Source organism: Luteimonas sp. A649 (genome assembly GCF_054072735.1).
Window position 1 is genome coordinate 1,414,609 of the sequence record NZ_JBSVRQ010000001.1, and the last position, 23,511, is coordinate 1,438,119.

The 23,511-nt window shown below is 69.4% G+C and carries 24 protein-coding genes, 1 tRNA gene and 1 pseudogene; 17 read left to right on the forward strand and 9 right to left on the reverse strand.

What is annotated here, in order from left to right:
* Positions 1 to 49: 49 nt before the first annotated feature.
* The 3 genes from ACW5E8_RS06535 to ACW5E8_RS06545 form a co-directional block, all read right to left on the reverse strand.
* Positions 50 to 3,103, reverse strand: a complete 3,054-nt coding sequence (locus ACW5E8_RS06535; protein WP_456964662.1) for a TonB-dependent receptor — start codon at positions 3,101 to 3,103, stop codon at positions 50 to 52.
* Between the two features lie 74 nt (positions 3,104 to 3,177).
* Complete coding sequence (locus ACW5E8_RS06540) at positions 3,178 to 4,203, reverse strand: LacI family DNA-binding transcriptional regulator (protein WP_456964663.1); 1,026 nt, start codon at positions 4,201 to 4,203, stop codon at positions 3,178 to 3,180.
* 87 nt (positions 4,204 to 4,290) lie between these two features.
* On the reverse strand, positions 4,291 to 4,590 hold the full coding sequence (locus tag ACW5E8_RS06545; RefSeq protein WP_456964664.1) for a YciI family protein: 300 nt from the start codon (positions 4,588 to 4,590) through the stop codon (positions 4,291 to 4,293).
* A 416-nt stretch (positions 4,591 to 5,006) separates the two neighbouring features.
* On the opposite strand from ACW5E8_RS06545, the gene ACW5E8_RS06550 reads away from it, so the two are divergent.
* The 3 genes and pseudogenes from ACW5E8_RS06550 to ACW5E8_RS06560 all read left to right on the forward strand — a co-directional run bounded on the left by ACW5E8_RS06550 (position 5,007) and on the right by ACW5E8_RS06560 (position 8,224).
* Positions 5,007 to 5,873, forward strand: a complete 867-nt coding sequence (locus tag ACW5E8_RS06550; RefSeq protein ID WP_456965259.1) for a segregation and condensation protein A — start codon at positions 5,007 to 5,009, stop codon at positions 5,871 to 5,873.
* Positions 5,874 to 5,900: 27 nt separating this feature from the next.
* Positions 5,901 to 6,483, forward strand: a pseudogene (gene scpB, locus ACW5E8_RS06555) (SMC-Scp complex subunit ScpB); the annotation flags it as partial.
* Positions 6,484 to 6,655: 172 nt separating this feature from the next.
* On the forward strand, positions 6,656 to 8,224 hold the full coding sequence (locus ACW5E8_RS06560; protein WP_456964665.1) for a pseudouridine synthase: 1,569 nt from the start codon (positions 6,656 to 6,658) through the stop codon (positions 8,222 to 8,224).
* Positions 8,225 to 8,271: 47 nt separating this feature from the next.
* Here the strand turns inward: ACW5E8_RS06560 and ACW5E8_RS06565 are convergent, their stop codons facing one another.
* Positions 8,272 to 9,069: an amidohydrolase gene (locus tag ACW5E8_RS06565; protein ID WP_456964666.1), complete on the reverse strand. Its 798-nt coding sequence runs from the start codon at positions 9,067 to 9,069 to the stop codon at positions 8,272 to 8,274.
* 4 nt (positions 9,070 to 9,073) lie between these two features.
* Positions 9,074 to 10,222 (reverse strand): pyridoxal phosphate-dependent aminotransferase, encoded by a 1,149-nt coding sequence (locus ACW5E8_RS06570; protein WP_456964667.1) that lies wholly within the window; start codon positions 10,220 to 10,222, stop codon positions 9,074 to 9,076.
* Between the two features lie 75 nt (positions 10,223 to 10,297).
* On the opposite strand from ACW5E8_RS06570, the gene ACW5E8_RS06575 reads away from it, so the two are divergent.
* The 14 genes from ACW5E8_RS06575 to ACW5E8_RS06640 all read left to right on the forward strand — a co-directional run bounded on the left by ACW5E8_RS06575 (position 10,298) and on the right by ACW5E8_RS06640 (position 21,112).
* Positions 10,298 to 10,783: a DUF3293 domain-containing protein gene (locus ACW5E8_RS06575; RefSeq protein ID WP_456964668.1), complete on the forward strand. Its 486-nt coding sequence runs from the start codon at positions 10,298 to 10,300 to the stop codon at positions 10,781 to 10,783.
* Positions 10,784 to 10,819: 36 nt separating this feature from the next.
* The gene (ccmA, locus tag ACW5E8_RS06580; RefSeq protein ID WP_456964669.1) at positions 10,820 to 11,464 is read left to right on the forward strand and encodes a heme ABC exporter ATP-binding protein CcmA; all 645 of its coding nucleotides are present in this window, start codon (positions 10,820 to 10,822) and stop codon (positions 11,462 to 11,464) included.
* Positions 11,464 to 12,132 carry a heme exporter protein CcmB gene (ccmB, locus tag ACW5E8_RS06585; protein ID WP_456965260.1) on the forward strand — a complete coding sequence of 223 codons (669 nt, stop codon included), beginning with the start codon at positions 11,464 to 11,466 and terminating at the stop codon, positions 12,130 to 12,132. The genes ccmA and ccmB overlap by 1 nt, the downstream gene beginning before the upstream one ends.
* Before the next feature lie 191 nt (positions 12,133 to 12,323).
* Positions 12,324 to 13,073: a heme ABC transporter permease gene (locus ACW5E8_RS06590; RefSeq protein WP_456965261.1), complete on the forward strand. Its 750-nt coding sequence runs from the start codon at positions 12,324 to 12,326 to the stop codon at positions 13,071 to 13,073.
* The gene (gene ccmD / locus ACW5E8_RS06595; protein ID WP_456964670.1) at positions 13,070 to 13,246 is read left to right on the forward strand and encodes a heme exporter protein CcmD; all 177 of its coding nucleotides are present in this window, start codon (positions 13,070 to 13,072) and stop codon (positions 13,244 to 13,246) included. Before ACW5E8_RS06590 ends, ccmD begins: the two co-directional genes overlap by 4 nt.
* Positions 13,243 to 13,731, forward strand: coding sequence for a cytochrome c maturation protein CcmE (gene ccmE, locus ACW5E8_RS06600; RefSeq protein ID WP_456964671.1), 489 nt, complete (start codon positions 13,243 to 13,245; stop codon positions 13,729 to 13,731). The genes ccmD and ccmE overlap by 4 nt, the downstream gene beginning before the upstream one ends.
* Positions 13,732 to 15,660, forward strand: a complete 1,929-nt coding sequence (locus tag ACW5E8_RS06605; protein WP_456964672.1) for a heme lyase CcmF/NrfE family subunit — start codon at positions 13,732 to 13,734, stop codon at positions 15,658 to 15,660.
* Complete coding sequence (locus ACW5E8_RS06610; RefSeq protein WP_456964673.1) at positions 15,657 to 16,247, forward strand: DsbE family thiol:disulfide interchange protein; 591 nt, start codon at positions 15,657 to 15,659, stop codon at positions 16,245 to 16,247. The genes ACW5E8_RS06605 and ACW5E8_RS06610 overlap by 4 nt, the downstream gene beginning before the upstream one ends.
* Before the next feature lie 80 nt (positions 16,248 to 16,327).
* Positions 16,328 to 16,780 (forward strand): cytochrome c-type biogenesis protein, encoded by a 453-nt coding sequence (locus tag ACW5E8_RS06615; protein ID WP_456964674.1) that lies wholly within the window; start codon positions 16,328 to 16,330, stop codon positions 16,778 to 16,780.
* On the forward strand, positions 16,780 to 17,874 hold the full coding sequence (locus ACW5E8_RS06620) for a tetratricopeptide repeat protein (RefSeq protein ID WP_456964675.1): 1,095 nt from the start codon (positions 16,780 to 16,782) through the stop codon (positions 17,872 to 17,874). The genes ACW5E8_RS06615 and ACW5E8_RS06620 overlap by 1 nt, the downstream gene beginning before the upstream one ends.
* A gap of 42 nt (positions 17,875 to 17,916) precedes the next feature.
* On the forward strand, positions 17,917 to 19,032 hold the full coding sequence (metX, locus tag ACW5E8_RS06625; RefSeq protein WP_456964676.1) for a homoserine O-acetyltransferase MetX: 1,116 nt from the start codon (positions 17,917 to 17,919) through the stop codon (positions 19,030 to 19,032).
* 73 nt (positions 19,033 to 19,105) lie between these two features.
* Entirely contained in the window at positions 19,106 to 19,738 is a 633-nt protein-coding gene (locus tag ACW5E8_RS06630) for a cysteine dioxygenase (protein ID WP_456964677.1), read from the forward strand.
* Positions 19,739 to 19,996: 258 nt separating this feature from the next.
* Positions 19,997 to 20,084, forward strand: a tRNA-Leu gene (locus ACW5E8_RS06635).
* A 194-nt stretch (positions 20,085 to 20,278) separates the two neighbouring features.
* Positions 20,279 to 21,112 (forward strand): NRDE family protein, encoded by an 834-nt coding sequence (locus ACW5E8_RS06640; RefSeq protein ID WP_456964678.1) that lies wholly within the window; start codon positions 20,279 to 20,281, stop codon positions 21,110 to 21,112.
* A 32-nt stretch (positions 21,113 to 21,144) separates the two neighbouring features.
* Here ACW5E8_RS06640 and ACW5E8_RS06645 read toward each other — a convergent pair whose 3' ends face one another.
* From ACW5E8_RS06645 to phaC, 4 genes are all read right to left on the reverse strand, one after another.
* On the reverse strand, positions 21,145 to 21,549 hold the full coding sequence (locus ACW5E8_RS06645; RefSeq protein WP_456964679.1) for a hypothetical protein: 405 nt from the start codon (positions 21,547 to 21,549) through the stop codon (positions 21,145 to 21,147).
* 223 nt (positions 21,550 to 21,772) lie between these two features.
* Positions 21,773 to 22,219 (reverse strand): hypothetical protein, encoded by a 447-nt coding sequence (locus tag ACW5E8_RS06650; RefSeq protein WP_456965262.1) that lies wholly within the window; start codon positions 22,217 to 22,219, stop codon positions 21,773 to 21,775.
* Between the two features lie 29 nt (positions 22,220 to 22,248).
* The gene (locus ACW5E8_RS06655; RefSeq protein ID WP_456964680.1) at positions 22,249 to 22,440 is read right to left on the reverse strand and encodes a PspC domain-containing protein; all 192 of its coding nucleotides are present in this window, start codon (positions 22,438 to 22,440) and stop codon (positions 22,249 to 22,251) included.
* 5 nt (positions 22,441 to 22,445) lie between these two features.
* Complete coding sequence (phaC, locus tag ACW5E8_RS06660; protein ID WP_456964681.1) at positions 22,446 to 23,510, reverse strand: class III poly(R)-hydroxyalkanoic acid synthase subunit PhaC; 1,065 nt, start codon at positions 23,508 to 23,510, stop codon at positions 22,446 to 22,448.
* Position 23,511: the final 1 nt, after the last annotated feature.

Genomic DNA, 23,511 nt, shown 5'->3' on the forward strand with positions numbered 1-23,511 from the left:
AGTACGGACGCCGCGGCCGGCATGCCACCGGCCGTGGCGGATGGCTCAACTACCAGTCAAAGCCCAGGGACAGTTTGAACATGCGCGGCGGCCACACGGTGCTGTTGCCGTTGCGGTCGCCAAACGTCGGGTTTGGATTGCCAGGGTCGCCCCGGTTGGTGTTGTAGTCGATGTAGTTGTTCCAGTTGAAGACGTTCAGGAGATCACCGCGCACCCGGAAGCGGATGTTGGTCCCCGTGTCCCAGACCTTCTGGATCGCGACGTCGAACTGCTTGAAGCCGATCGTCCCATCGGGAGTGAAATCGTCGAAGAAGCAGTTGCCCGGCAGGTCGACGTCGCGGCAGTTGATCGAATCCTTCGGTGACGGGCTTGCCAGCGTCAGCTTGCTCGAGAACGTGACCCCGCCCCATTCGGCAATGCCTGTCGCCACCAGCCTGTGCCTTGGGACGCCCACCGCGGTCAGGAAGCGCTGCCCGTCCAGGTCCGGGCCGTCGAACAGGTAGTGCTCGTCCTCACTGGCGGCCTTGAACCGGTTTTCCTTGGCGTCGCTGTAGGTGTAGGCAAGCGTGACGCCCCAAGGTGAGTCGCTGCGGAACGGCTTCTCGAGCGAGAACAGGAGCGAGTTGAGCCGGGTCTCGATGCCGTTGTCGGCGATGATCAGCGTGCCGAAGCCGGGAATCGGGTGGCCCCACGGCTGGCCGCCCCAGGTGGCATCGGGATTGGCCGGGTCGCGGAAGCTTCCGTCGGGCCAACGATTGCCGAGCGTGAACAGGATGCCGTCGTAGCTGCGGATGTGCGCAAGCGTCGTCGACGTGCTCCAGTCCACGCCGCCCAAGGTGAAGCTGTTGCGCATGCCGATGCTGAACTGGTCGGAATATGGCGTCTCGAGGTCATTGTTGATGAGGTTGACCTCGGCCGCCAGGTTGGGGCTGTCCGCGACCAGCGCATACAGGTTCTCGATCTCGAAATAGGACGGATCCCACGCAAGGCAGGTCGGTCCCGAGCTGGAGCAATCGTGTTCGGGCGTATCGAAGAAATACGTGTAGCCCGGGAAGGTGTTCTTCTGCTGCTCCAGCGCCAGGTAGTCGAACAGGTTGCGGTCGTACGATCGCCCGATGCCGCCGAACAGCACGTGCCGCTGGTCGGCGAACAGGTCGTAGGAGAACCCCAGGCGTGGCGCCCAGTTGTCCTTGTCGGGTTCGCGGTTGCGCCCGTTGCTGATGTAGTCCTCGATGTCGTAGTCGACGTTCGGACCCTGGAGATTGGGCCAGGCCCGCAGTGCGGCTACCAGGGCTTCCGGGGTCACGAAGTCCTCGTAGGCCGGCGTCTCCTCGTAGTCGTAGCGGATACCGATGTTCAGGATCAGCTTTTCGTTCACCTGCCAGTCGTCCTGCAGGTAGATACCGAACTGCTTGTTGTTCGAACTGACCGTGCGGTCGTCGATTCCCGGCAGCGGCGCGCCGAATTCCACGCGCCACGGGATGAAGGCGTCGACGGTGTCGCGGCCGGCGGCAAGGTTCTCGTAGTAATCGACCCGGTACTGGGCGTTGTAGGGCTGCTGCTGGAACGACTCCACGTCCACCGACTTCAGCTTGATGCCGGCCTTGATGGTGTGGTCCAGGAAACCCGTGAACGTGAAGTCGTTCTGCAGCGAGTAGCCTTCCTGTCCCTTGTTCTGGAAGTCGGGGCCACCGCCAAGGTTGAGGATGGTGCTCCCGTCGACCTGGTTGACCAGGTTGTTGCGGATGTCCAGGCCGGGTCCGATGGTGATCGGGCGGGGACTCCAGAAATCGTCCTCGGACGTGAGGTGGAGATCGTTCAGCCACGTCTCGCCGGTCCACTGCCAGCGCAGGTCGATGCGCGTGCTGTCGTTGGTCTTGCTGGAGCCGTACGAAGGCGTGTTGGGGCCATCGCCGATGGCCTGCAGCTCTTCCTCGTCGCGGCGCCGGACGGACAGCTCCAGCAGATGGTCGTCCCCGGCGAACCAGGTGAGCTTGCCGAAGTACAGGTCCTGCGCGAACGGTGCGGTGAAGGACCCGAGGTTCGCAGCCAGTTCGGGAGTGAGATCGGCCGGGTTGAACGCGCTGTCTCCGATGCGCACGTCACGCGGACGATCGATCTCCTTGGCCTCGTAGGTGACGAAGAAGAACAGCCGGTCCTGGATGATCGGACCGCTGAACGCTGCGCCGTACTGCTCCTCGCTCGACGGAACCTTGGCGCCATCCGCGGCTTCGCGGACGGTCTCCGACCGCCAGCCATCGGAGGTGTAGTCCCAGAAGAAGCTTCCCTCGAACTCGTTGGTGCCCGACTTGGTCACCGCCGTGATCGCGGCGCTGCTGATCTGGTCGTACTCCGCCTTGTAGTTCGACGTGATGACCTTGTACTCGCCGATGGCGAGCTGCGGGAAGGGATTGCCGCTGGTGGAATCCTGGCCGCTCACGCCGCCCTTGAGCACGTAGTTCTTCTGGCCCACGCCGTCGATGAAGACGTTGATGCCGTTGGAACTCTGTGCGCCGCCGCGCAGCTTGGTGGATCCGTCCGAGGCGGTTTCGAAGATCATGCCCGGCACGGTATCGGCAAAGGCGAGGAAGTTGCGCGACGCCTGCGGAAGCGCCTGGATCTGCCGCTGCGACACATAGGTGGCCACCTCGGAGGTCCGGGTCTCGACGAGGGACTGTCCGGTCACCACGACCGCAGCGATGTCCGTGGCCTCGCCCACGGGCGCGGCTTCAGCTACCCCGCCCGTGCGCAGGTCCAGCGTGGCCGTCTGGCCGATGCGCAGGGTGACGTCCTGGCTGCTGGCCTGGCCGCCGGCTTCGACCTCCACCCGATACGGCCCCGGCGGAAGGCCCGCGAGACTGTAGCTGCCGTCGCTGGTCCGCACGCTGCGCTCAAGCCCGGTCGCGGTGTTGGTGGCGGTGACCGTGGCGTCGTCCGCCGGGGCCGAGTCGACCATGACCTGGCCACGCAGGGTGGCGCCGGTCGACTGTGCCATGGCGGCCGGCGTGGACAGCAGCATGGCGGCCGCGAGCGCGCAGCACAGCAGCGAACGCTGCGCCTGCGTGGTCCGTCCATTCCGCGGATGGTTGTGGTTCGAATTCATGACATATCCCCTCCCAGGGCGCTCAAGCGATGGACCCGTTGCGGTGCTCGGCCACGAGGGCCGCGTGGGGATGTTCACGGACGACCATTCGCAATGGCGTGAATGCGAGGTGGACGGGTGGAGTCGCGCACGATCAGTTCCGGCGGCAATGGCACCGCAGGCGCACCGGCCGCGCCCGAGGGAATGTGCTCGAGCAGGGTCCGCAGCGCCCCGCTCCCGAGTCCGGCGATGTCCGTGCGCATGGTCGTAAGCGCCGGACGCACGTGGCGGGCGAGCGGGATATCGTCGAATCCGGCCAGGGCGATGTCGCCGGGCACGTCCACGCCCGCATCGACGAAGGCACGCAGGCAGCCGATGGCCATGGCGTCGTTGGCCGCGAACACGGCGTCCGGGTGGTCGCCCTCAAGCAGGCGGAGACCGGCACGCGTGCCCGACGCCTCTTCGAAGTCCCCGGAAAGCACGAGGGGCGCCACACCCGGGACGCTGGCCACGAGCTCATCCTCGTAGCCGCGCCGGCGCTCGCGGGCGTCGCGGTTGTCCGCGGGTCCCGAGATGAACGCGATGCGGCGATGGCCCATGGCCACCAGGTGCCGGACCATCGCGCGTGCGCCGGCATAGCCGTCCACGGCCACGCTCGGCCTGCGGCCTTCGGGGTCGGCCGTATTGATCAGCACCGCGGGCAGCGTCGGCGCCAGGTGGTCCGCCAGGAAGCGGATGCCCTCGTCGGTGGGCGCCATCAGCAGCACGCCGTCCACGCGACCGCGCATCGCCAGCAGCGCAGCACCCTGCTCGGCGGCGTCGCCATGGTCGCTCGACACCAGCAGGTGCAGGCGATGCGCACGCGCGGCCTGGCCGATGCCCCGGATCAGCTCGGAAAAAAATTCGCCATGGAGATCCGGCAGCACCACGCCGATGGTGTGGGTGCGGCGGCTGCTCAGCGCGCGCGCCGCCTGGTGCGGGGCGTAGTCGAGTGCACGCACCACGGCCAGCACGCGTTCGCGCACGGCGGGAGCGACGTTGCCCTGGTCGTTGATCGCGCGCGATACCGTGGCGACCGACACCCCGGCTTCGCGTGCCACGTCCTTGATCGTGACCGCCATCGACCCCTCGCATCCCTTGGCCCGACTCGAATGTAAACGTTTACATCGCGGCCGGCAAAGCACGTCCGTGCTGCACCGCAACGCGTGTCAGGGCAACACCTTCCGGAACGGCCGCACCTCGACGCTGGCGTACACGCCGGCTGCGACATAGGGGTCGGCATCGGCCCAGGCGCGGGCGTCATCGAGCGATTCGAAACCGGCAATCACGATGCTGCCGCTGAACCCCGCCGGGCCCGGATCCTCTGCATCGACCGCGGGACAGGGACCGGCCAGCAGCAGCCGGCCTTCGTCACGCAGGGCATGCAGTCGCGCAAGATGCGCCTCGCGCGCCGCGCTGCGCCTGCCGAGCACATCGGCGCCATCACGTCCTTCAATCGCGTACCACATCCGCCCTGCTCCACTGTCTTGAATGCACTGGCGGATATCCTAGCCGCAACCCGCAATGAAGCCGCCCTGCGGCCGGGCTGGACAAGCCGTATCTCCTGCCCGTACCCTGAAGCCCGGTTCCGAGGCCGGAACGCAGCGGCGGCGATCTGCCCGCCCGTCCTGTCCCCACCGGCCCGACCACACCTCACCACCATCGCGCCGCCTCGGCCGCTTGCCGTCGCGCGCGGCCGGGCATGGTCAGGCTGCAATGCCGCGGCGTCCAGCCGCACAGACGTGGACCGTGGCTCCCACCCGAGCCCGGCCCTTGCCGTCCAACGTTCCAGTGGCCCGGAGGGGGCCGCCAACCGATGACCCAAGCCGGTCCAGACACCGCCGCCGCACCCGCGTCGGACGCCCCGGCGTCCGGAAGCCACCCGATGCAGCAGGAGTTCGCGCTGGCGACGGTGCACGGCCAGCCGCTGCTGCAGATGCCGCAGGACCTGTACATCCCGCCGGATGCGCTCGAAGTCATCCTCGAGGCGTTCGAAGGCCCGCTGGACCTGCTGCTGTACCTGATCCGCCGCCAGAACCTCGACATCCTGGATATCCCGGTGGCGGAGATCACCCGCCAGTACGTCACCTACATCGACGTGATGCAGGAGCTGCGTTTCGAGCTGGCGGCCGAGTACCTGGTGATGGCCGCGATCCTGGCCGAGATCAAGTCGCGGATGCTGCTGCCGCGGCCGCCGCTCGAGGAAGGCCTGGAGGACGACCCGCGCGCCGACCTCGTCCGCAGGCTGCAGGAATACGAGCGCTTCAAGCAGGCCGCCGAGGACATCGACACCCTGCCGCGCCTGGACCGCGACACCACGCCGGCGAAGGCTTTCGTGCCCGAGCGCAGCGTGCATCGCGAGCCGCCCCCGGTCGAGCTGCGCGAGATGCTGCTGGCGCTGCACGACGTGCTCAAGCGCGCCGACCTGTTCACCGGGCACGCGATCAGGCGCGACGCCCTGAGCGTCCGCCAGCGCATGGGCGAACTGCTTGCCCGGCTCGAAGACGGTGCCTTCCACCGCTTCGAGCAGCTGTTCGAGCCCCGCGAGGGCCGGCTTGGCGTGGTGGTCACCTTCCTGTCGATCCTCGAGCTGGCCAAGGAGCAGCTGCTCGACGTGGTCCAGGAGGCGCCGCTGGCGCCGATCTACGTCAAGTCGCTGGCGGTGGCGCGCGAGGACGGCCCGCCGCTGGAGTTCGCCAGCGAGTTCGACGACGACATCGCACCCGCCAACGACGACGACGCGGCGCGCTGACGCACCGCTTTCCGCCACAGGACGCACATGGATCCACAACTGATCAAACGCATCGTCGAAGCCGCGCTGCTGGCCGCCAGCCAGCCGCTGACCGTGGTGCAGCTCAACGCCCTGTTCCCGCTCGATGAGCCGGCGCCCGAAGGCAGCATCGCGCAGGCGCTGGAAGCGCTGCGGGACGACTGCGCCGAACGCGGCGTGGAGCTGGTCGAGGTCGCGTCGGGCTGGCGCTACCAGGTGAAAGCCGACGTCCATCCCTGGGTGGCGCGGCTGTGGACCGAGCGCCAGGTCAAGTACACCCGCGCCACCCTCGAGACCCTGGCCCTGATCGCGTACCGGCAGCCGATCACCCGTGGCGAGATCGAACAGGTCCGCGGCGTGTCCACCAACAGCAACATCATCAAGGCGCTGGAAGAGCGCGAGTGGATCCGCGTCGTCGGCCACCGCGACATGCCCGGCAAGCCCGAGCTGCTCGGCACCACCAAGGGCTTCCTCGACTACTTCGGCCTCAAGCGCCTGGACGAACTGCCGCCGCTGTCCGAGCTCAAGGACTTCGGCGAACTGGAACCGCAGCTGCGCTTCGAGCGCGACGGGGACGGCGCCCCGGATGCGATGCCGCTCGGCGACATCGAAGCCGACATCGAAGCCGACGACGAAACGCACGAAAACGACATTGAAACCAACGCCGTGGACTCCACGGATACCGACCCAAGCCCGCCGCACGATGCGGCACGACAAGAAGATGCCCTCGCCGTCGAAGGCGACAGCACCGGAGTGGAAGAAGAATGACCCAAGACAAGACTGGCGGCCGCAAGCTGTCGCTGAAGCGCAGCACCGACGCCACCACCACCGCGGGAGCCGAGGCCCCGCGCCTGGAAGAACGCCTGCACAAGGTCCTGGCACAGGCCGGACTGGGCTCGCGCCGCGCGCTGGAACAGCGCATCACCGAGGGCCTGGTCAAGGTCAACGGCGAAGTCGCGCAGGTCGGCATGAGCGTCGGCGGCGGCGACCGCGTTGAACTGGACGGCAAGACCTTCGTCGCCAGTGCGCTCACCGAGCCCGCCCGCGTGCTGCTCTACAACAAGCCCGAAGGCGAAGTGACCACCCGCGAAGACCCCGAGGGCCGTCCGACGATCTTCGATTCCCTGCCCGCGCTCAAGGGCGCGCGCTGGATCGCGATCGGCCGCCTCGACATCAACACCACCGGCCTGCTGCTGCTGACCACCGACGGCGAGCTGGCGAACGCGATGATGCACCCCTCGTTCGAGATCGAACGCGAGTACGTCTGCCGCGTGCGCGCGCCAGAGGGCGCGGAGACCGTGCCCGAGAACATCGTCGACCGGCTGCGCCGCGGCGTGGCGCTCGAGGATGGCCCGGCGAAGTTCGACGAGATCAAGCGCATCGGCGGCACCCCGGCCCAGGACAATATGAGCAACGAGTGGTTCCAGGTGCTGCTCAAGGAAGGCCGCAACCGCGAAGTGCGTCGCCTGTGGGAATCGCAGGGCTGCCAGGTCAGCCGCCTCAAGCGCGTGCGCTACGGGCCGGTGCAGCTTCCGCAGCCGCTGCTGCGCGGGCAGTCGCAGGAGCTTGCCGACGACAAGGTGCAGGCGCTTCGCACGAAGCTCGGCCTGGAAGACGGCGCCCCCGCCGCCCTCACCCTGCTGCCTGTGATCGGCCAGCGCCGCGCCGCGAAGTCCACCGTGCACGTGGGCGGACAGCACCGCAGCGCCGGCTACGTCGGCGGCCACAGCACCGCCGACGAAGGCCGCGAACTGCGCCGCTTCGACAACGTCCGCGAAGACCGCGGCCGTCGCGGCGGCCCGCGCAAGCCCTCGGGCGGCCTGACCGTTACCGGCGAAGCCGCTGCGCGCCAGTCGCACAACCCGCTGAAGGCGCGCAAGGACAAGCGCGCGCTGCCAGAAGGCAATCCGGCCGCGTTCCGCAGCTGGTACGTGCCCGATGGCGTCGACACCGGCCCCTCGGGCCACCGCAACGCGGGTCCGGCGGGCGCCCGCGGTCCACGCAAGCCGGCGGGCGCCGGGCGCCCCGGCGGTGGCGGCGGTCGTCCAGGTGGCGCGGGCCGGCCCGCGCGCGCGGCGCACCCCTATGGCCATCCCGGCAACGCGCCGGTGTTTCCCTCCGACCACGCCACGCCCGGCGGCGCCCATGACCGCCCCCGCGGTCCGCGCCCGGCGCGTCCCGGCGCTGGCAAGCCGGGTGGCGGCAAGCCCGGTGGCGGTCGTCCCGGCGGCGGCCCGCGCCCGGGCGGCGGCGCCCGGCCGGGCGGACGCCCGCAGGGTGCGGGTCCCCGCGGACCGCGCAGCGGCGGCGGTGGGGGTCGGCGCGGCGCCTGAGCAGCACCCGTTGAACCGGGTCGGACTCCGACCCGGCTCGATCCCGCTCAGCCCTCGGCGAGCATGAACACATCCCCGTCGCGCAGCGCGGGGAAGTGTTCGCGGTGGGCCGCCAGCGTGTCGGCGAGCAAAGTAGTGGTCACCACCACCTCTTCGTCGGTGCACTCGCTCAGCGGCGCACCGAGGAAGTCGATCACCGCGCTGTCGCCGCAGTACGCCAGGCCGTTGCCATCGCGCCCGACGCGGTTGAGCCCGGCGACGTAGCACAGGTTCTCGATCGCCCGCGCGCGCAGCAGCGTCTTCCACGCATAGGCGCGCGCGGCCGGCCAGTTCGCCACGTACAGCTGCAGGTCGAACGCCGGCCTGCCCGCGGCATCCAGGGTGTTGCGCGCGAACACCGGGAAGCGCAGGTCGTAGCAGACCAGCGGATTGATGCGCCAGCCCTTGAGTTCCACCACCAGGCGATCGCGGCCGGCGGCATAGCGCTCGTGCTCGCGCACGTAGGTGAAGAGATGGCGCTTGTCGTAGTGCTGCAGCCCACCGTCGGGCGTGGCCCAGAGCATGCGGTTGAAGACGCTGTCGCCATCACGCAGCTGCACGCTGCCGGTCACCACCACGCCCAGCGCGGCGGCCTGGTCGCGCATCCAGCGCACGGTGGGGCCGTCCATGCCTTCGGCCTGTTCGATGGCGTCGTTGCTGAAGCCGCTGGTGAAAGTTTCCGGCAGCAGCACCAGGTCGGTGATGCCGCGCAGCGGCGCGATCAGTCCACCGTAATATTCGCGGTTGCCGGCGGGGTCGTGCCAGAGCGTGTCGCCCTGGACAAGGGAGATGCGCAGGTTGTCCATGGCTTTATCCTAGCCTCGCCAGCCGCTCGATGGCCGCGTCCAGGGTCGGCTGCGCCTTGGCGAAGCACAGTCGCGCCAGGCGCTGGCCGGGAGGCGGGGTTTCATAGAACGGCGACAGCGGGATCGAAGCCACGCCGTGCTCGATGGTCAGCCAGCGGCAGAATTCGACATCCGGCAGGTTGCTGACCGCGGAATAATCCACCAGCTGGAAGTAGCCGCCCGGCACTGGCAGCGGCCGCAGCCGCGTGGCCTTGAGCTGCTCGCGGAACGCGTCGCGCTTGGCCTGGTAGAAGTCGCCCAGGCCGAGGTGGTGCCCTGGCTCCTCGCGCAACATTTCAGCGAACGCGTGCTGCGCCGGCGCGAAGGTGCAGAACACGTTGTACTGGTGCACCTTGCGGAACTCGAGCGACAGCCCCGGCGGCGCGATGCAGTAGCCGACCTTCCAGCCGGTGCAGTGGTAGGTCTTGCCGAAGCTCGACACCACGAAGGCCCGCTCGCGCAGCGCCGGATACCTCAGCGCCGATTCGTGGCGAGCGCCATCGAACACAATGTGCTCGTAGACCTCGTCCGAGATCAGCCAGACGCCGGTGTCCTGGACGATGGCGGCGAGCTCGGCCATGTCGTCGGCCGTCAGCGTCGCGCCCGACGGGTTGTGCGGCGTGTTGACGATCAACATCCGCGTCTTCGGGCCGATGGCGGCGCGCACCCGCGCCCAGTCGGGCGCGAAGGTCGCCGGGTCCAGCGGCACGTGCACGGCGCGCGCGCCGGCCAGGTCGATCGCCGGTTCGTAGCAGTCGTAGGCCGGGTCCAGCACCACGACCTCGTCGCCGGCGCGGACCACGGCGTGGATGGCGTTGAAGATCGCCTCCGTGGCGCCGCTGGTCACGGTGACCTCGGCGTCCGGATCCGGGCGATGGCCGTACAGCGCCAGGGTCTTGTCCGCGATCGCCTCGCGCAGGGCCACCACGCCGGTCATCGGCGCGTACTGGTTGTGGCCGGCACGCATCGCGCGATCCAGCGAATCCACCAGACGGGAGGGTACGTCGAAGTCGGGGAAGCCCTGCCCCAGGTTGACCGCGCCGTGTTCGGCCGCCAGCTGCGACATCACGGTGAAAATGGTCGTACCGACCCTGGGAAGCTTGGTACCGGGCATGCGAGTCCTCCGTCCCGGCCACCTGCCGGCGGAGCCGAGTTTACGCAGCGCCCCGGCTGGCGTTAAATCCCGGGTATGCCGACGCCGACGCCCGATGTCCCCGAGGCCGATGTCCAGCGCCTCGCGACCGCCTACCTCGAGGCGACCTATCGCTGGGCCCGGGATGGCGACTGGCATGACATCCACATCGGCCTGCCGGTACCGGGGCTCGAGCTCCTGCATCACCGCGTGCGCAGCTTCGGGCTGCTGTCGGCCTGGAACCCCTACTCGAAACCGCGCGAGGAGTCCGCGAACCGGCGCGCTGACGTGGCGCTTGAAGCGGAACTCGCCGCACGCGGGCTGGAACACATCCCGGCGTTTTCCTCGGCGACCAACCGCAGCTGGAGGGAGCCGGGCTGGGTGGTCTTCGACATCACCGCCGACGAACTCGACCAGCTGTGCAGCGAGTTCGGGCAGCTCGGGGCCCTTTGGTGGCCGCGTGGCCGCGCGGTGCGTCTGCGCATGCAGTCCACGCGTCCCCGACGGTTCCGGCGCGACGCCCCGATCGACTGGCTAGAATAGCCGCCACCCGGTCGCCGTCGCGGCCCGTGCCGCACGATGCCCGAACCCGCCAACTCCGTTCCCACGCTGCTTTCTGCCCGGGCCTTGCGCTTCACGCGCAACGGCATGCCCGTGTTCGGGCCGATCGATTTCGAGGTCGCGGCCGGGGAAGCGCTGCTGGTGCAGGGCGACAACGGCGCCGGCAAGACCACCCTGCTCAAGGTCCTTGCCGGACTGCTTCGCGCCGACAGCGGTGACATCCGCCTGCAGGACCAGGCCGCCATGCCGGCGCTGCGGGCGCGCGTGGCCGGCTACCTCGGCCACCTGCCCGCACAGAAGGCGGACCTCAGCGCATTGGAGAACCTGCGTTTCCTCTGCGGCCTGCACGGCAGCCGCCCGGGCATGTCGCTCGAGGACGCGATGGACACCGTCGGCCTGGCCGGCTACGAGGATGCGTTGGCGCGGCAGATGTCCGCCGGCCAGCGCAAACGCCTGTCGCTGGCCCGGCTGTGGCTGTCGCCCGCACCGCTGTGGCTGCTCGACGAACCCTACGCAAACCTCGACCTTGACGGCATCGAACTGGTGAACCGCATGGTGCAGGCCCACCTGCGCGAAGGCGGCGGCGCGATGGTCACCACGCACGGCGCCTACTCCGCGCCGCCGGTGCGCACCCGCCTGCTGGTGCTGGAGCGGCCTTCGTGATGTGGTCGGCGGCGCGGGCACTGGCCGTGCGCGATCTGCAGATGCTGTGGCGCAGGCGCGGCGACGCGCTGCAACCCGCCCTGTTCGCCTTGCTGGTGCTGGTGCTGTTCGCGCTGGCCCTTGGCAACGACCCGGCGACGCTGGCGCGCGTGGCGCCCGGCGCGCTGTGGGTGGCCGTACTGCTGTCCGGCCTGCTCGCGCTGGACACCCTGTTCCGCGGCGATGCCGAGGACGGTTCGCTTGAACAGTGGCTGCTGGCACCCGTGCCGCTGGCCTGGCTGGTGCTGGTGCGCGTGGCCACCCACTGGGCGACCACCGCGCTGCCGCTGGTGCTGGCGATGCCGGTGCTCGCAGAGCTGATGGGGCTCCCGCGCGAACACTGGGGCGTGCTGTTCGCTTCGCTGGCGCTGGGCACACCGCTGCTCGCCCTGCTCGGGGCAGTGGTCGCCGCGCTGACGGTGGGCATGCGCCGTTCGGGAATCCTGGTCGCCCTGCTGGCGCTGCCGCTGTACGTGCCCGTGCTGGTGTTCGGTGCCGGTGCCGTCACCGCTTCCGCGCAGGGCTTCGATCCGATTGGCGGATTGCTGCTGCTGGCCGCGGGACTGGTGGCCGCTGTGGTGCTGGCGCCACTCGCCGCCGCGGCGGCGATCAGGATCGCGTTGTCCTGACGGCCGCCACGCGGAACACTGCGTTGACCTGCGTCAGCCCGTGTTTGCCGCAGCGCGGCTAGAATCGTGCTTGGCCCGCATGTCCAAACCTGAAAGAATGCGCCGACGGGCACTGACGTGGCCCGTCGAGGCCTTGAGCCGGCCCATCCCCGGCCTGCCCACCTCCTGCCAGCGAAGACCAGATGTCCGACATGAACCCGGTGATCCGCTGGTTCCACCAGCTTGGCTCACCGCCCTATTTCGACCGTTTCGCCGCCAGGTGGTCTCCCTGGGGATATGCGCTGGGCGCGCTGGTGATGGCCTGGGGCATGTACGGCGCGCTGTTCCAGGTGCCTGCCGACTACCAGCAGGGCGACAGCTTCCGCATCCTCTACATCCACGTGCCGGCGGCCTGGATGAGCCTGCTCGTGTTCGGCCTGATGGCGCTGTACAGCGCGATCGCGCTCATCTGGCGGATCAAGCTGTGCGAGATCCTTGCCATGGCCTGCGCGCCGATCGGCGCCGCCTTCACCTTCGTCACGCTTGCCACCGGTTCGATCTGGGGCAAGCCGATGTGGGGCACCTGGTGGGACTGGGACCCGCGCCTGACCAGCCAGCTGGTGCTGCTGTTCCTGTACCTGGGCGTGATCGGCCTGTACCACGCCATCGACGACCGCCGCACCGCCGCGCGCGCCGCCGGCCTGCTGGCGCTTGTCGGCGTGGTGATGCTGCCGATCATCCGCTACTCGGTGGTGTGGTGGAACTCACTGCACCAGGGCCAGACCATCCGCGTATTCGGCGAATCTTCGATGGACCCGAGCATGATCCCGCCGCTGGTGTGGATGCTGATCGGCACCAAGCTCTGGTTCGCCGGTTCGCTGCTGGCGCGCGCGCGTGCCGACAACCTGCAGCGCGAGGCCGGCAAGGACTGGGCCCGCCGCATCGCAGGGACGAACGAATGAGCTATCGCGAATATGTCATCGCCGCCTACGCGGTGTTCGTCGTGATGCTGGTCTGGGACTACCTGGCGCCACGCTTCGCCATCGCGCGCCAGGTGCGCGCCGCGCGCCGCCTGGCCACGCGCAAGGCCGCACGCCCCGCCCGCAATACCCCTCCCACGGAGCTAGGTCGATGAATCCCACCCGCCGCAGGCGCCTCTGGTTCGTGCTCGCCGTGGTCGTCGCCGCCTCCCTGGTGGCGGTGCTGGTGGCCATGGCCCTGCAGCGCAACGTCGCCTATCTGTTCACGCCCACCGAGGTGCTCGATGGCCGTGCCGGCATCGACGTCGCTTCGGGCGAAACCCGCTTTCGCCTGGGCGGCATGGTCGCCGACGGTTCGTTCGAGCGGCCCGCCGGCTCGATGGAAGCGCGCTTCCTGGTGAGCGACGGCGATGCACTGATGCCGGTGGTCTTCTCGGGCATCCTCCCCGACCTGTTCCGCGAGAACCAGTCGGTGGTCGCCACCGGCCGCATGCGCGCCGACGGCACCTTCGTCGCCGACGACGTACTGGCCAAGCACGACGAGACCTACGTACCCAAGGAAGTCGCGGACAAGATGGGCCTGGCGCACGAGAAGCACAACGTCGAGATGCCTGCCCCGCCGCCGGAAGGCGCACTCTAGGTGCTGCCGGAGATCGGCCAGGCGGCGCTGGCGCTGGCGCTTGTGTTCGCCGTGCTCCAGGGCATTGCCGGCCTGGTTGGCGCCGCCCGCGGCCGCGAGGACCTGGCGGCTGTCACGCGCCCGGCCGCGCTCGCGCAGCTGGTGCTGGTGCTCGGCGCCTACGTGCTGCTGACGCTGGCCTTCGTGCTGCAGGATTTCTCGGTCAAGTACGTCGCCGACAACTCCAACTCGCTGCTGCCGCTCATCTACCGTTACACCGCCGTCTGGGGCGCGCACGAGGGCTCGCTGCTGCTGTGGGCGATGATGCTGGCCGTCTGGAACGCGGCGGTGGCGGCACTGTCGGGCCGCATCCCCTGGAGTTTCCGCGCGCGCGCGCTGGGCGTGATCGGCCTGGTCGCGGTCGGCTTCCTGTCGTTCATGGTGTTCACCTCGAACCCCTTCGAACGCCTGCTTCCGGCGGTGCTTGAAGGCCACGACCTGAATCCGCTGCTGCAGGACCCGGGGATGATCATCCATCCGCCGCTGCTGTACATCGGCTACATCGGTTTCGTGGTGCCGTTCGCGTTCGCGATCGCCGCGCTGCTGGAAGGGGTGGTCGACGTGCGCTGGCTGCGCTGGTCGCGGCCCTGGACCAACGTCGCCTGGGGCTTCCTCACCATCGGCATCGCGCTGGGCAGCTGGTGGGCCTACTACGAGCTCGGCTGGGGCGGCTGGTGGTTCTGGGATCCGGTCGAGAACGCCAGCTTCATGCCCTGGATCGTGGGCGCGGCGCTGATCCATTCGCAGGCGGTCACCGAGAAGCGCGGCAGCTTCAACAGCTGGACCATGTTGCTGGCGATCGCGGCGTTCTCGCTGTCGCTGCTGGGCGCGTTCCTGGTGCGCTCGGGCGTGCTGACCAGCGTGCACTCGTTCGCCGCCGACCCCTCGCGCGGGCTGTTCATCCTCGCCTTCCTCGGCGCCGTGATCGGCGGCGCGCTGGCGGTCTACGTGCTGCGCGCGCCGAAGCTCGCCGACGGCAAGCCGTTCGCGGCGTACTCGCGCGAGACCCTGCTGCTGGTCAACAACCTGCTGCTGGCATCGGCCTGCGCGATGGTGCTGTTCGGCACGCTGTATCCGCTGCTTGCCGACGCGCTCGGCCTGGGCAAGGTCTCGGTCGGCCCGCCCTACTTCGGCACCCTGTTCCTGCTGCTGATGGCGCCGCTGGTGTTCCTGGTGCCCTTCGGCCCGCTGACGCGCTGGCAGCAGGACCAGGCCTCGAAGCCGCTGGCGATGCTGCTGCCCTGGCTGGGCCTGGCCCTGCTGCTGGGCGTCATCGCCTGGTACAGGGCGCCCCAGGGCGCGCTGAAGACCGGCCTGGGCGTCGCCGGTGCGGCCTGGGTCGCGCTGGGCACGCTGCGCTTCGCCTGGACCCGGCTCCGCGCCAAGGGCCGCAGCTTCACCCCGGAGATGTTCGGCATGGTGCTGGGCCACCTCGGCGTCGCCGTGTTCGTGGTCGGTGCGATGCTGGTCGAAGCGCAGAACGTGCTGCGCGAGGTACCGATGGCGCCGGGCGAGACCCAGACGATCGGCCGCTACGCCTTCCGTTTCGATGGCGTCGAGCGCGTGCCGGGCCCGAACTACATGGCCGACCGCGGCCATGTGCAGGTGTTCCGCGACGACAGGCCGCTGGTCCTGCTGCATCCCGAGAAGCGCGCCTACGCCAGTGGCGGCCAGGTCATGACCGATGCCGCGATCCACGCCGGCGTGCGCGCCGACCTCTTCGTCGCGCTGGGCGAGCCGCTGGGCGGCGAGTCCTGGGCGGTGCGCCTGCACGTGAAGCCCTTCATCCGCTGGATCTGGGCCGGTGCGCTGCTGATGGCGTTGGGCGGCTTCGTCACCGCCGCCGACCGCCGCTTCCGCCTGCCGCTGAAAGCCAGGGAGGCGGAATGAACGCCGCCCAGCCCCCCGGAGCCCCTCCCGCGCGCAGCGGACGCATGCTGCTGGCCGTGCTGCTGGGGGCCGGCTTCCTGGCCTTGGTGGTGCTGCTGGCCTGGGGCGTGCGCCAGTCCGACCGCCCCGACCGCGAAGCCCTGCCCTCGCCGCTGATCGGCAAGCCGGCCCCGCAGTTTTCGCTGCCGGTGCTGCACGATGCCAACTACAGCGTCGGTACCGCCGAGCTGCAGGGCCAGCCCTACCTGCTCAACGTCTGGGGCAGCTGGTGCCCGGGTTGCCAGGTCGAACACCCGGTCATCGCGCGCTACGCCGAGACCAAGGTGATCCGCGTCGTCGGCTACAACTGGAAGGATGAGCCCGAAGACGCGCTGCGCTGGCTGGAGCAGTTCGGCAATCCCTACTGGGTGGTGATCGCCGACTACGAAGGCGGCACCGCGATCGAATGGGGCATCTATGGCGCGCCGGAGACCTTCCTGGTCGACGCCGAAGGCATCGTGCGCTGGAAGCACGTCGGCCCGCTGACCGACGACATCATCGACAACGTGGTGGCGCCGATGGTCGAGCGCATGGGGACCGGCGGATGAGCGCGCACGGATTGCCGTCGCGCGCAGCGGCCGCACGCACGTCGTCCCGCACGACCTTCAGCGCCATCGCCGGTTCGGCCATGTTGGCGCTTCTCCTGGCCGCGATGACCGCACTCGCCCTGTGGCCGGCTCCTGCCACCGCGCAGGCCGTGCGCAACGTGCAGCCGCTCGAATTCCGCGACCGGGCCGAGGAGCAGCGCTTCCACGCGCTGACCCTGGAGCTGCGCTGCGTGATGTGCCAGAACCAGTCGCTGGCCGACTCCGACGCGCCGATCGCCCACGACCTGCGCCGCGAAGTCTTCAACCTGATGCGCGAGGGCCGCAGCGACGCCGAGATCAAGACCTTCCTGGTCGACCGCTACGGCGAGTTCGTGCTCTACCGCCCGCAGTTCGGCGGCAGCACCCTGCTGCTGTGGCTGGGGCCGGCGTTCGTGCTGCTGGCCGGCGCAATCGTGCTGGTCGTGGTCGTACGCAAGCGCGCCGCCGGCAACCGCGCCGCGATCGATCCCGTCGACGACGGGCAGGAGTGGTGATGTCGACCCTGTTCTTCCTCGCAGTGCTGTTCGCATCCCTGCTGGCGGCGGCGCTGGTGGCCGCGCCGCTGCGCCGCAACTCGCCGCGCACCTGGCTCACCGCGCTTGCCGTGGTCCCGCTGCTGTCGGTCGGCCTGTACCAGGTGCTGGGCACGCCCGCCGCCCTGGACCCGGCCGCACGCACCACTCCGGACGTGGCCGGCGGTGATCCCCACGTCGATCCAGCGGACTTCGCCGAAGCGGTCAGCCAGCTGCGTGCGGAGCTCGAGCGCAATCCGCAGCAGCCGGAGGGCTGGGCGCTGCTTGCGCGCTCGCTCTCGGTGCAGGGTGACCACGCCGGCGCGCGCGACGCCTACGCCAAGGCGCTGGAGCTCGTTCCCGACGAACCCGCCCTGATGGTCGAAGTCGCCCAGGCCAGCGCCCAGGCGCATCCGCAGAACCTGTTCGACGACGAGGCCCTGGCGCTGCTCGAGCGCGCCGTGGTCCTGCAGCCGGCCAACCAGCGCGCGCACTGGTTCGTCGGCGTCGCCCAGCGCCAACGCGGCATGGACGCCGAAGCGGCCGCGACATGGGAGGCGCTGCTGCCAACGATCGATCCGTCCACCGCCGCCAGCCTGCGCAAGCAGATCGCGGACGCCCGCGAGGCCGCGGGGCTGCCGGCGCTTGCGGCCGGTCCGGCGGGTGCTGGAGCCGCGGCCGCCGGGGCGACGCCTGCCATCGCGCAGCCTGGCACCGATACCGCCGCCGCTGCGGACAACGCACTGCGGGTGCGCGTCAGCCTCGCTCCCGGCGTGGCTGAAAGGCTCGGCGGCAAAGGCACGGTGTTCGTGATGGCGCGCGCCCCCGACGGTCCGCCGATGCCCGTCGCCGCCGAACGCCACGAGGTCTCCACGCTGCCGCTGGAGATCGTGCTCGACGACGGCGACAGCCCGATGCCGACGCGGCTCCTGTCGCAGTTGGACGTGGTGCTGGTCTCGGCACGGATCTCCGCCAGCGGCACGGTCGAACGCAGCGCCGACGACGTGGAATCCGCGGCCGTTCGCGTGTCCCTACCGAACAGCGGCATCGTGGAACTGGTGATCGGCGCCGATTGACCGCCCTGCGGTCCGTGCGCCGCGACCGTTAAACTTGCGGCCATGACCGAATTCATCCCGCCCGGCACGCGCTTCCTCGAACTGCTCTCGCCCTTCGCCATGAAACGCGGCGGCGGTCTGCGCGACGGCCGCATCGCCTACGAGACCTGGGGCCGCCGCAGCGCCGCCGGCGACAACTCGATCCTCATCCTCACCGGCCTGTCGCCGGACGCGCACGCCGCGGCGAGCGAGGCCGACCCCACCCCCGGCTGGTGGGAGGCGATGGTGGGCCCCGGAAAGGCCATCGACACCGACCGCTGGCACGTGGTCTGCGTGAACTCGCTCGGCAGCTGCAAGGGCTCCAGCGGCCCGGCCACGATCAACCCTGCCACCGGCCAGCCCTGGCGCATCGCGTTCCCCGACGTCGCCATCGAGGACATCGCGGATACTGCCGCACACGTGGTTCGTGCGCTTGGCATCGAGCGCCTGGCCTGCGTGATCGGCAACTCCATGGGCGGCATGGCCGCGCTGGCCCTGCTCGCCCGGCACCCGGGCATCGCCCGCAGCCATATCAACGTGTCGGGTGCCGCGCGCGCGCTTCCGTTCTCGATCGCGATCCGCTCGCTGCAGCGCGAGGCGATCCGCCTCGATCCGCACTGGAACAACGGCGACTACGACGATGCGCGCTATCCCGAGAGCGGCATGCGCATGGCGCGCAAGCTCGGCGTGATCACCTACCGGTCCGCGCTGGAGTGGGACGGCCGTTTCGGCCGCGTGCGCCTGGACTCCGACCGCCGCGACGACGAGGACCCCTTCGGCCTCGAGTTCGAGGTGGAGAGCTATCTCGAGGCCCACGCCCGGCGCTTCGTGCGCAACTTCGACCCGAACTGCTATCTGTACCTGAGCCGCTGCATGGACTGGTTCGATATCGGCGAGTCCTGCGGCGGCACCACGGCCGATGGCCTCGCGCGCATCCACGTGGAGCGTGCACTGGCGATCGGCGTGCACACCGACATCCTGTTCCCACTGCAGCAGCAGGAGGAAATTGCCGACGGTCTACGCGCCGGCGGTGCCGAATCCACGCTGCTGCCGCTGGAATCGCCGCAGGGCCATGACGCCTTCCTGGTCGACTTCGCCCGTTTCACGCCCGCGATCGGCGGCTTCCTGGCAGCGCTCTGAAGCCGGGCATCGCACCCGGCAGGATGCTGCACCGCGGCGCGAGGGCGGCGCGGGGCGTCGTACACTCGGGTGCATGACCCAGACCCGTGAGGACGCCGATGGCGTCCTGTCCGACATCGACTTCCCCGGCCGCGAGCACCTGATCGCCGGCATCGACGCCGCGCTCGGCGCCGGCGACTGCCACGCGGTCACCGCGGCCCTGCGCAACGTGATGTGCGGACTGATCCGCGATCCCGCGGTCCGTCTTCCCGACTGCGTGCATTCGCCGATCGCCGACCATTACGCCCGCCGCGAGCTGTATCGCAGCCCGGAGCACGGGTACAGCGTGGTCGCCATGACCTGGGGGCCAGGCCAGGGCACGCCGATCCACGACCATGCCGGCTGCTGGTGCGTGGAAGGCGTGTGGGCAGGCGAGCTTGAAATCACCCAATACGAGCTGCTGGAGAGTGACGGCGACCGCTTCCGCTTCCGCTGCGCCGGCGGCCTGCAGGCCGGTCCCGGCAGTGCCGGCAGCCTGATCCCCCCGCACGAGTACCACACCATCCGCAACGCCGACGCGGACGCGATCGCCGTGTCCCTGCATGTCTACGAAGCACCGCTGGAAGCGTGCTCGCGGTTCGAGCCGGTGAGCGGCGAATGGCATGTACGCACGGAGAACGTGCTGCCTACCGACGCGGCGACACTTGAATCGGACTTTTCCTCATAAGAGACAGGCGGGTACCTGTAACCGGCGAGCTTGACGGTCCTCGAGCAGATGCGATCACATCAATGCGCTGTGACGCAGAACTGCAACACGGGGAACGGTGAACATGGACGTGAGTCGTGAACTGCTATTCCTTATCAATCGCACGATGGTTGCGTTGAGAGGGCATTCCGACCTCAAGCGATACCGGCATGGCACACACCGACGGATCTCCGGAAATCCCTTGGCGGTTGCCGATCGGCCGCTATACTTGGCGCCCGCGCCGGAATGGCGGAATCGGTAGACGCAGCGGACTCAAAATCCGCCGGGCTAAACACCTGTGTGGGTTCGAGTCCCACTTCCGGCACCACTGTAGGATTTTTCTGACCCTTTTGCCGGGTCTGCGCTGATACCGCGGGCCCGCGCGCTGCCGGATCATGTGGGTCCGGCAGCACAGCGCACCAACGGACGGCGCGCCGCCTACAGGGAGTTTGGCCGTGGCCATCGGCTACGGTGCTGGGCCGGGAACTTCAGCTGCTACGTCTGACGCACGATCCCTTCCGGGTGACTCCTGCCCCGGGCCGCTACCATGGCGACATGTGCCTGATCGCCCTCGCCTGGCAACTCCATCCCCGCTACCCGCTGGCCATCGCCGCCAACCGCGACGAGTTCCACGGGCGTCCCACGGCCGCGGCCAGCCTCGACCCCGACGCGCCCGGCGTTTACGGCGGCCGTGACCTGGTGCAGGGCGGCGGCTGGCTGCAGGTGTCGCCATGGGGCCGGCTTGCAGCCGTGACCAACGTCCGCGATGGTCGCGGCAGCGGCATGGCGCAACGGCCCTGCTCGAGGGGATGGCTGGTCCGCGACTTCGTGCGGGGCCGTGCCACGTCGGAGAACTTCGCCGCGACGCAGGCGGCCGCCGACGGCTATGGCCTGTTCAACGCGCTGTTCTGGGATGGCCGCTCACTCGTCCACGCCAGCAACCATCCCGCGACCTCCCGGGTCGAAGTGGCTCCGGGCATGCACGCCATGTCCAACGGGGCCTTCGACGCGCCCTGGCCGAAAAGCATGGTGGCCACGCGCGCGCTGGAGGCCTGGCTGGATACGCCGGATGCCGCTGCCGATCCCCTCGGCGCACCCGAGGCCCTGGATCCGCTGTTCAAGGCCCTGGCCGACACTCGGCCGGCCCCCGATGACAGGCTTCCCGACACGGGCGTTGGACTCGAGCTTGAACGCGCACTCTCGCCTCCATTCGTGAGCGGACCCGAATACGGCACGCGCTGCAGCAGCGTGGTGCTGGTGGCACGCGACCACGTGCTGTTCGCCGAGAGGCGTTACGGTCCCGCTGGCGCGCGCCGCGGCGACAGCATCACCTTGCTGCCCCTGGTCACCGCCTGATATCGCGGAAGCGGCCGCCATCGGCGTTCCTGTCAGGGAGAGCTGGCGCGGCAGCGCAGCGGCACGTTCTCTTCGAGTCCCTGCTCCCAGCCGTTGGGGCGCCGCAGGGCGATCGTGTGGTTGATGCAGGCGCGCTCGGCGCCATCACGCATCGCGGCCACGGGTCCCGGAAGCAGCACCAGGTCGCCGCCGCTGGACTGGCCGACCTCGACCGCGCCCGCACCTTCGGCCAGCGGGCCCTCTTCGAAGTCGTCCCGGACCGCGCCGACCCGCGGCGCATCCGCGGTGGCCACGACAGGCGTGTCGTCTGAACCGAAAACCGCACCGGCCACATGGGCGACCACATCGGCTGCGAGGATACCCACGGTCACCGCGAGCATCGTGGGCAGGAAGAAAGACCAGGGCGTGACGTCGTCACGCAGGCGGACTGGACTCATGGGCACGGCCTCCGGTTCAGTGGCCAGACTAGCGCGTCCGTATCGGCGCGGCGCCCCGGGTAAACCCCAGGGGACGGCGCCAGCCCACAAGTGAAAGGCCCAGTCGTCCGGGTTTCCCCGGTCGGCTGAGCCTCCCGTTTGTCGAAGCGATTGCGTCTGGCTGTGAGGCCTTCCGCTTTTTCTTCGACGCATCGACAGTAGCGCCCGTGGCGTTAAACGATCGTCAATCCACGCGACCGTCCGTCGGCGGCGTCGGCCAGGGCCACCATCCGCGGCCGGTGAGCGCGTAGCGATCGGCAGCGCGCTCGAAGCGGTTGCGCACGCTGATCCCGCCGCACAGGAAGTACAGGGGCAGGAACAGGATTCCGAGCGCCATGTACTGCAGCACGTGGGCGCGCTCGTGGTCGGCAAGGCGCACCGCAGGGTGCTCGCACAGCCCTGCACGATGCGCGTACGTCAGGCAGTCGCAGTCGATGCTGTCGCCGGTGTGGAGGATCACGTTGCCCAGCGTGAGCGCCCCGCCCGGCCCCCAGGGCACGGCGTCGAACACCAGCGCAAGGTCGCGCCTGCGCAGGCACACGCGCGCGCCGAACGGCAGCGCGGCCAGCCCGACCGCGAGGCCGGCGAGGGTATTGGGCAGCGTCCAGGCGATGCCGAGCGCACCGAGCATGCCCCGGAACGCGAGCACGTCGCGCGCGCTCACCCGTCCTCGGGCATCAGCAGCCACAGCACCAGGTAGACGATGATTCCGGGGAAGGCCGCCGACAGCACCGAGAACACCACGTACAGCACGCGCAGCAGGGTGGAACTCCAGCCGAAGCGGCGCGCGATGCCGCCGATCACGCCCACCAGCACGCGGTCGTCGAGTGGCCGGCTGAGGCTGGGCTTCACCGCGTTCACCGCTGCGCCAGCCAGTTGTGGATCGCGTCGGGCACTTCCTTCTGCGCCCGTCCCGACACGTAGATGCCGATATGGCCCCCGCGGAACGACAGCTCGGAATAGTCGCTGCCGCCGATCAGCCCCCCCAGCGGCTTCGAGGCCGACGGCGGCACCAGGTGGTCCTGTTCGGCGTAGATGTTGAGCACCGGCATCTCGACCAGGCCCAGGTGCACCTCGCGCCCGCCGATCTCGATGCCGCCTTCGACGAAGCCGTTGCCCTGGTAGAACATCTTGATGAACTGGCGGAAGGCCTCGCCGGCCTGGTCGGGCGAATCGAAGATCCACTTCTCCATGCGCAGGAAGTCCTCCATCGCCGCCTTGTCATCGAGGATGTCGGCCATGCCCACGTACTTCTGCACGAACAGCCGCCAGGGCTTGAGCGTGAGGTAGCACATGTTCATGAGATCGGCCGGCACGTTGCCGAGCGTGTCGACGAACAGGTCGACGTCCATGCCGCGCGTCCAGTTCGACAGCATGTTGTCCGGCGTGTGGAAGTCCACCGGCGTGACCATGGTGATCAGGTTGCGCACCTTGGCGGGATTGAGCGCGGCATAGCTGAGCGAGAACGCCCCGCCCTGGCAGATGCCGAGCAGGTTGATGGCATCCAGCCGGTGCCTGTCGCGCAGGTGGTCGACGGCGCCGCCGATGAAGCGCTCGATGTAGTCCTCGAGGTCGAGGAAGCGATCGGAACGGTCGGGGTAGCCCCAGTCGATGATGTAGACGTCCTCGCCGCGCGCGAGCAGCTGGCGCACCAGCGACTTGTTGTCCTGCAGGTCGACCATGTAGGGGCGGTTGACCAGGGCGTAGGCGATCAGCAGCGGGACGCGCGCGGTGGGTTCGCGATCGCCGATGAAGCGGTAGAGCACGACCTTGCCGTCGCGCCAGACCTCCTGGCGGTGGGTGGCGCCGAAGTCGACGTCATCGACTTCGCGCAGCACCTGCAGGCCCGCGGCAAGTTTCTGTTGCAGGCGCATCGCCTCTTCGGCGAGCCCCGCGGGGGTGATGTTGAGCGGACCGTACATG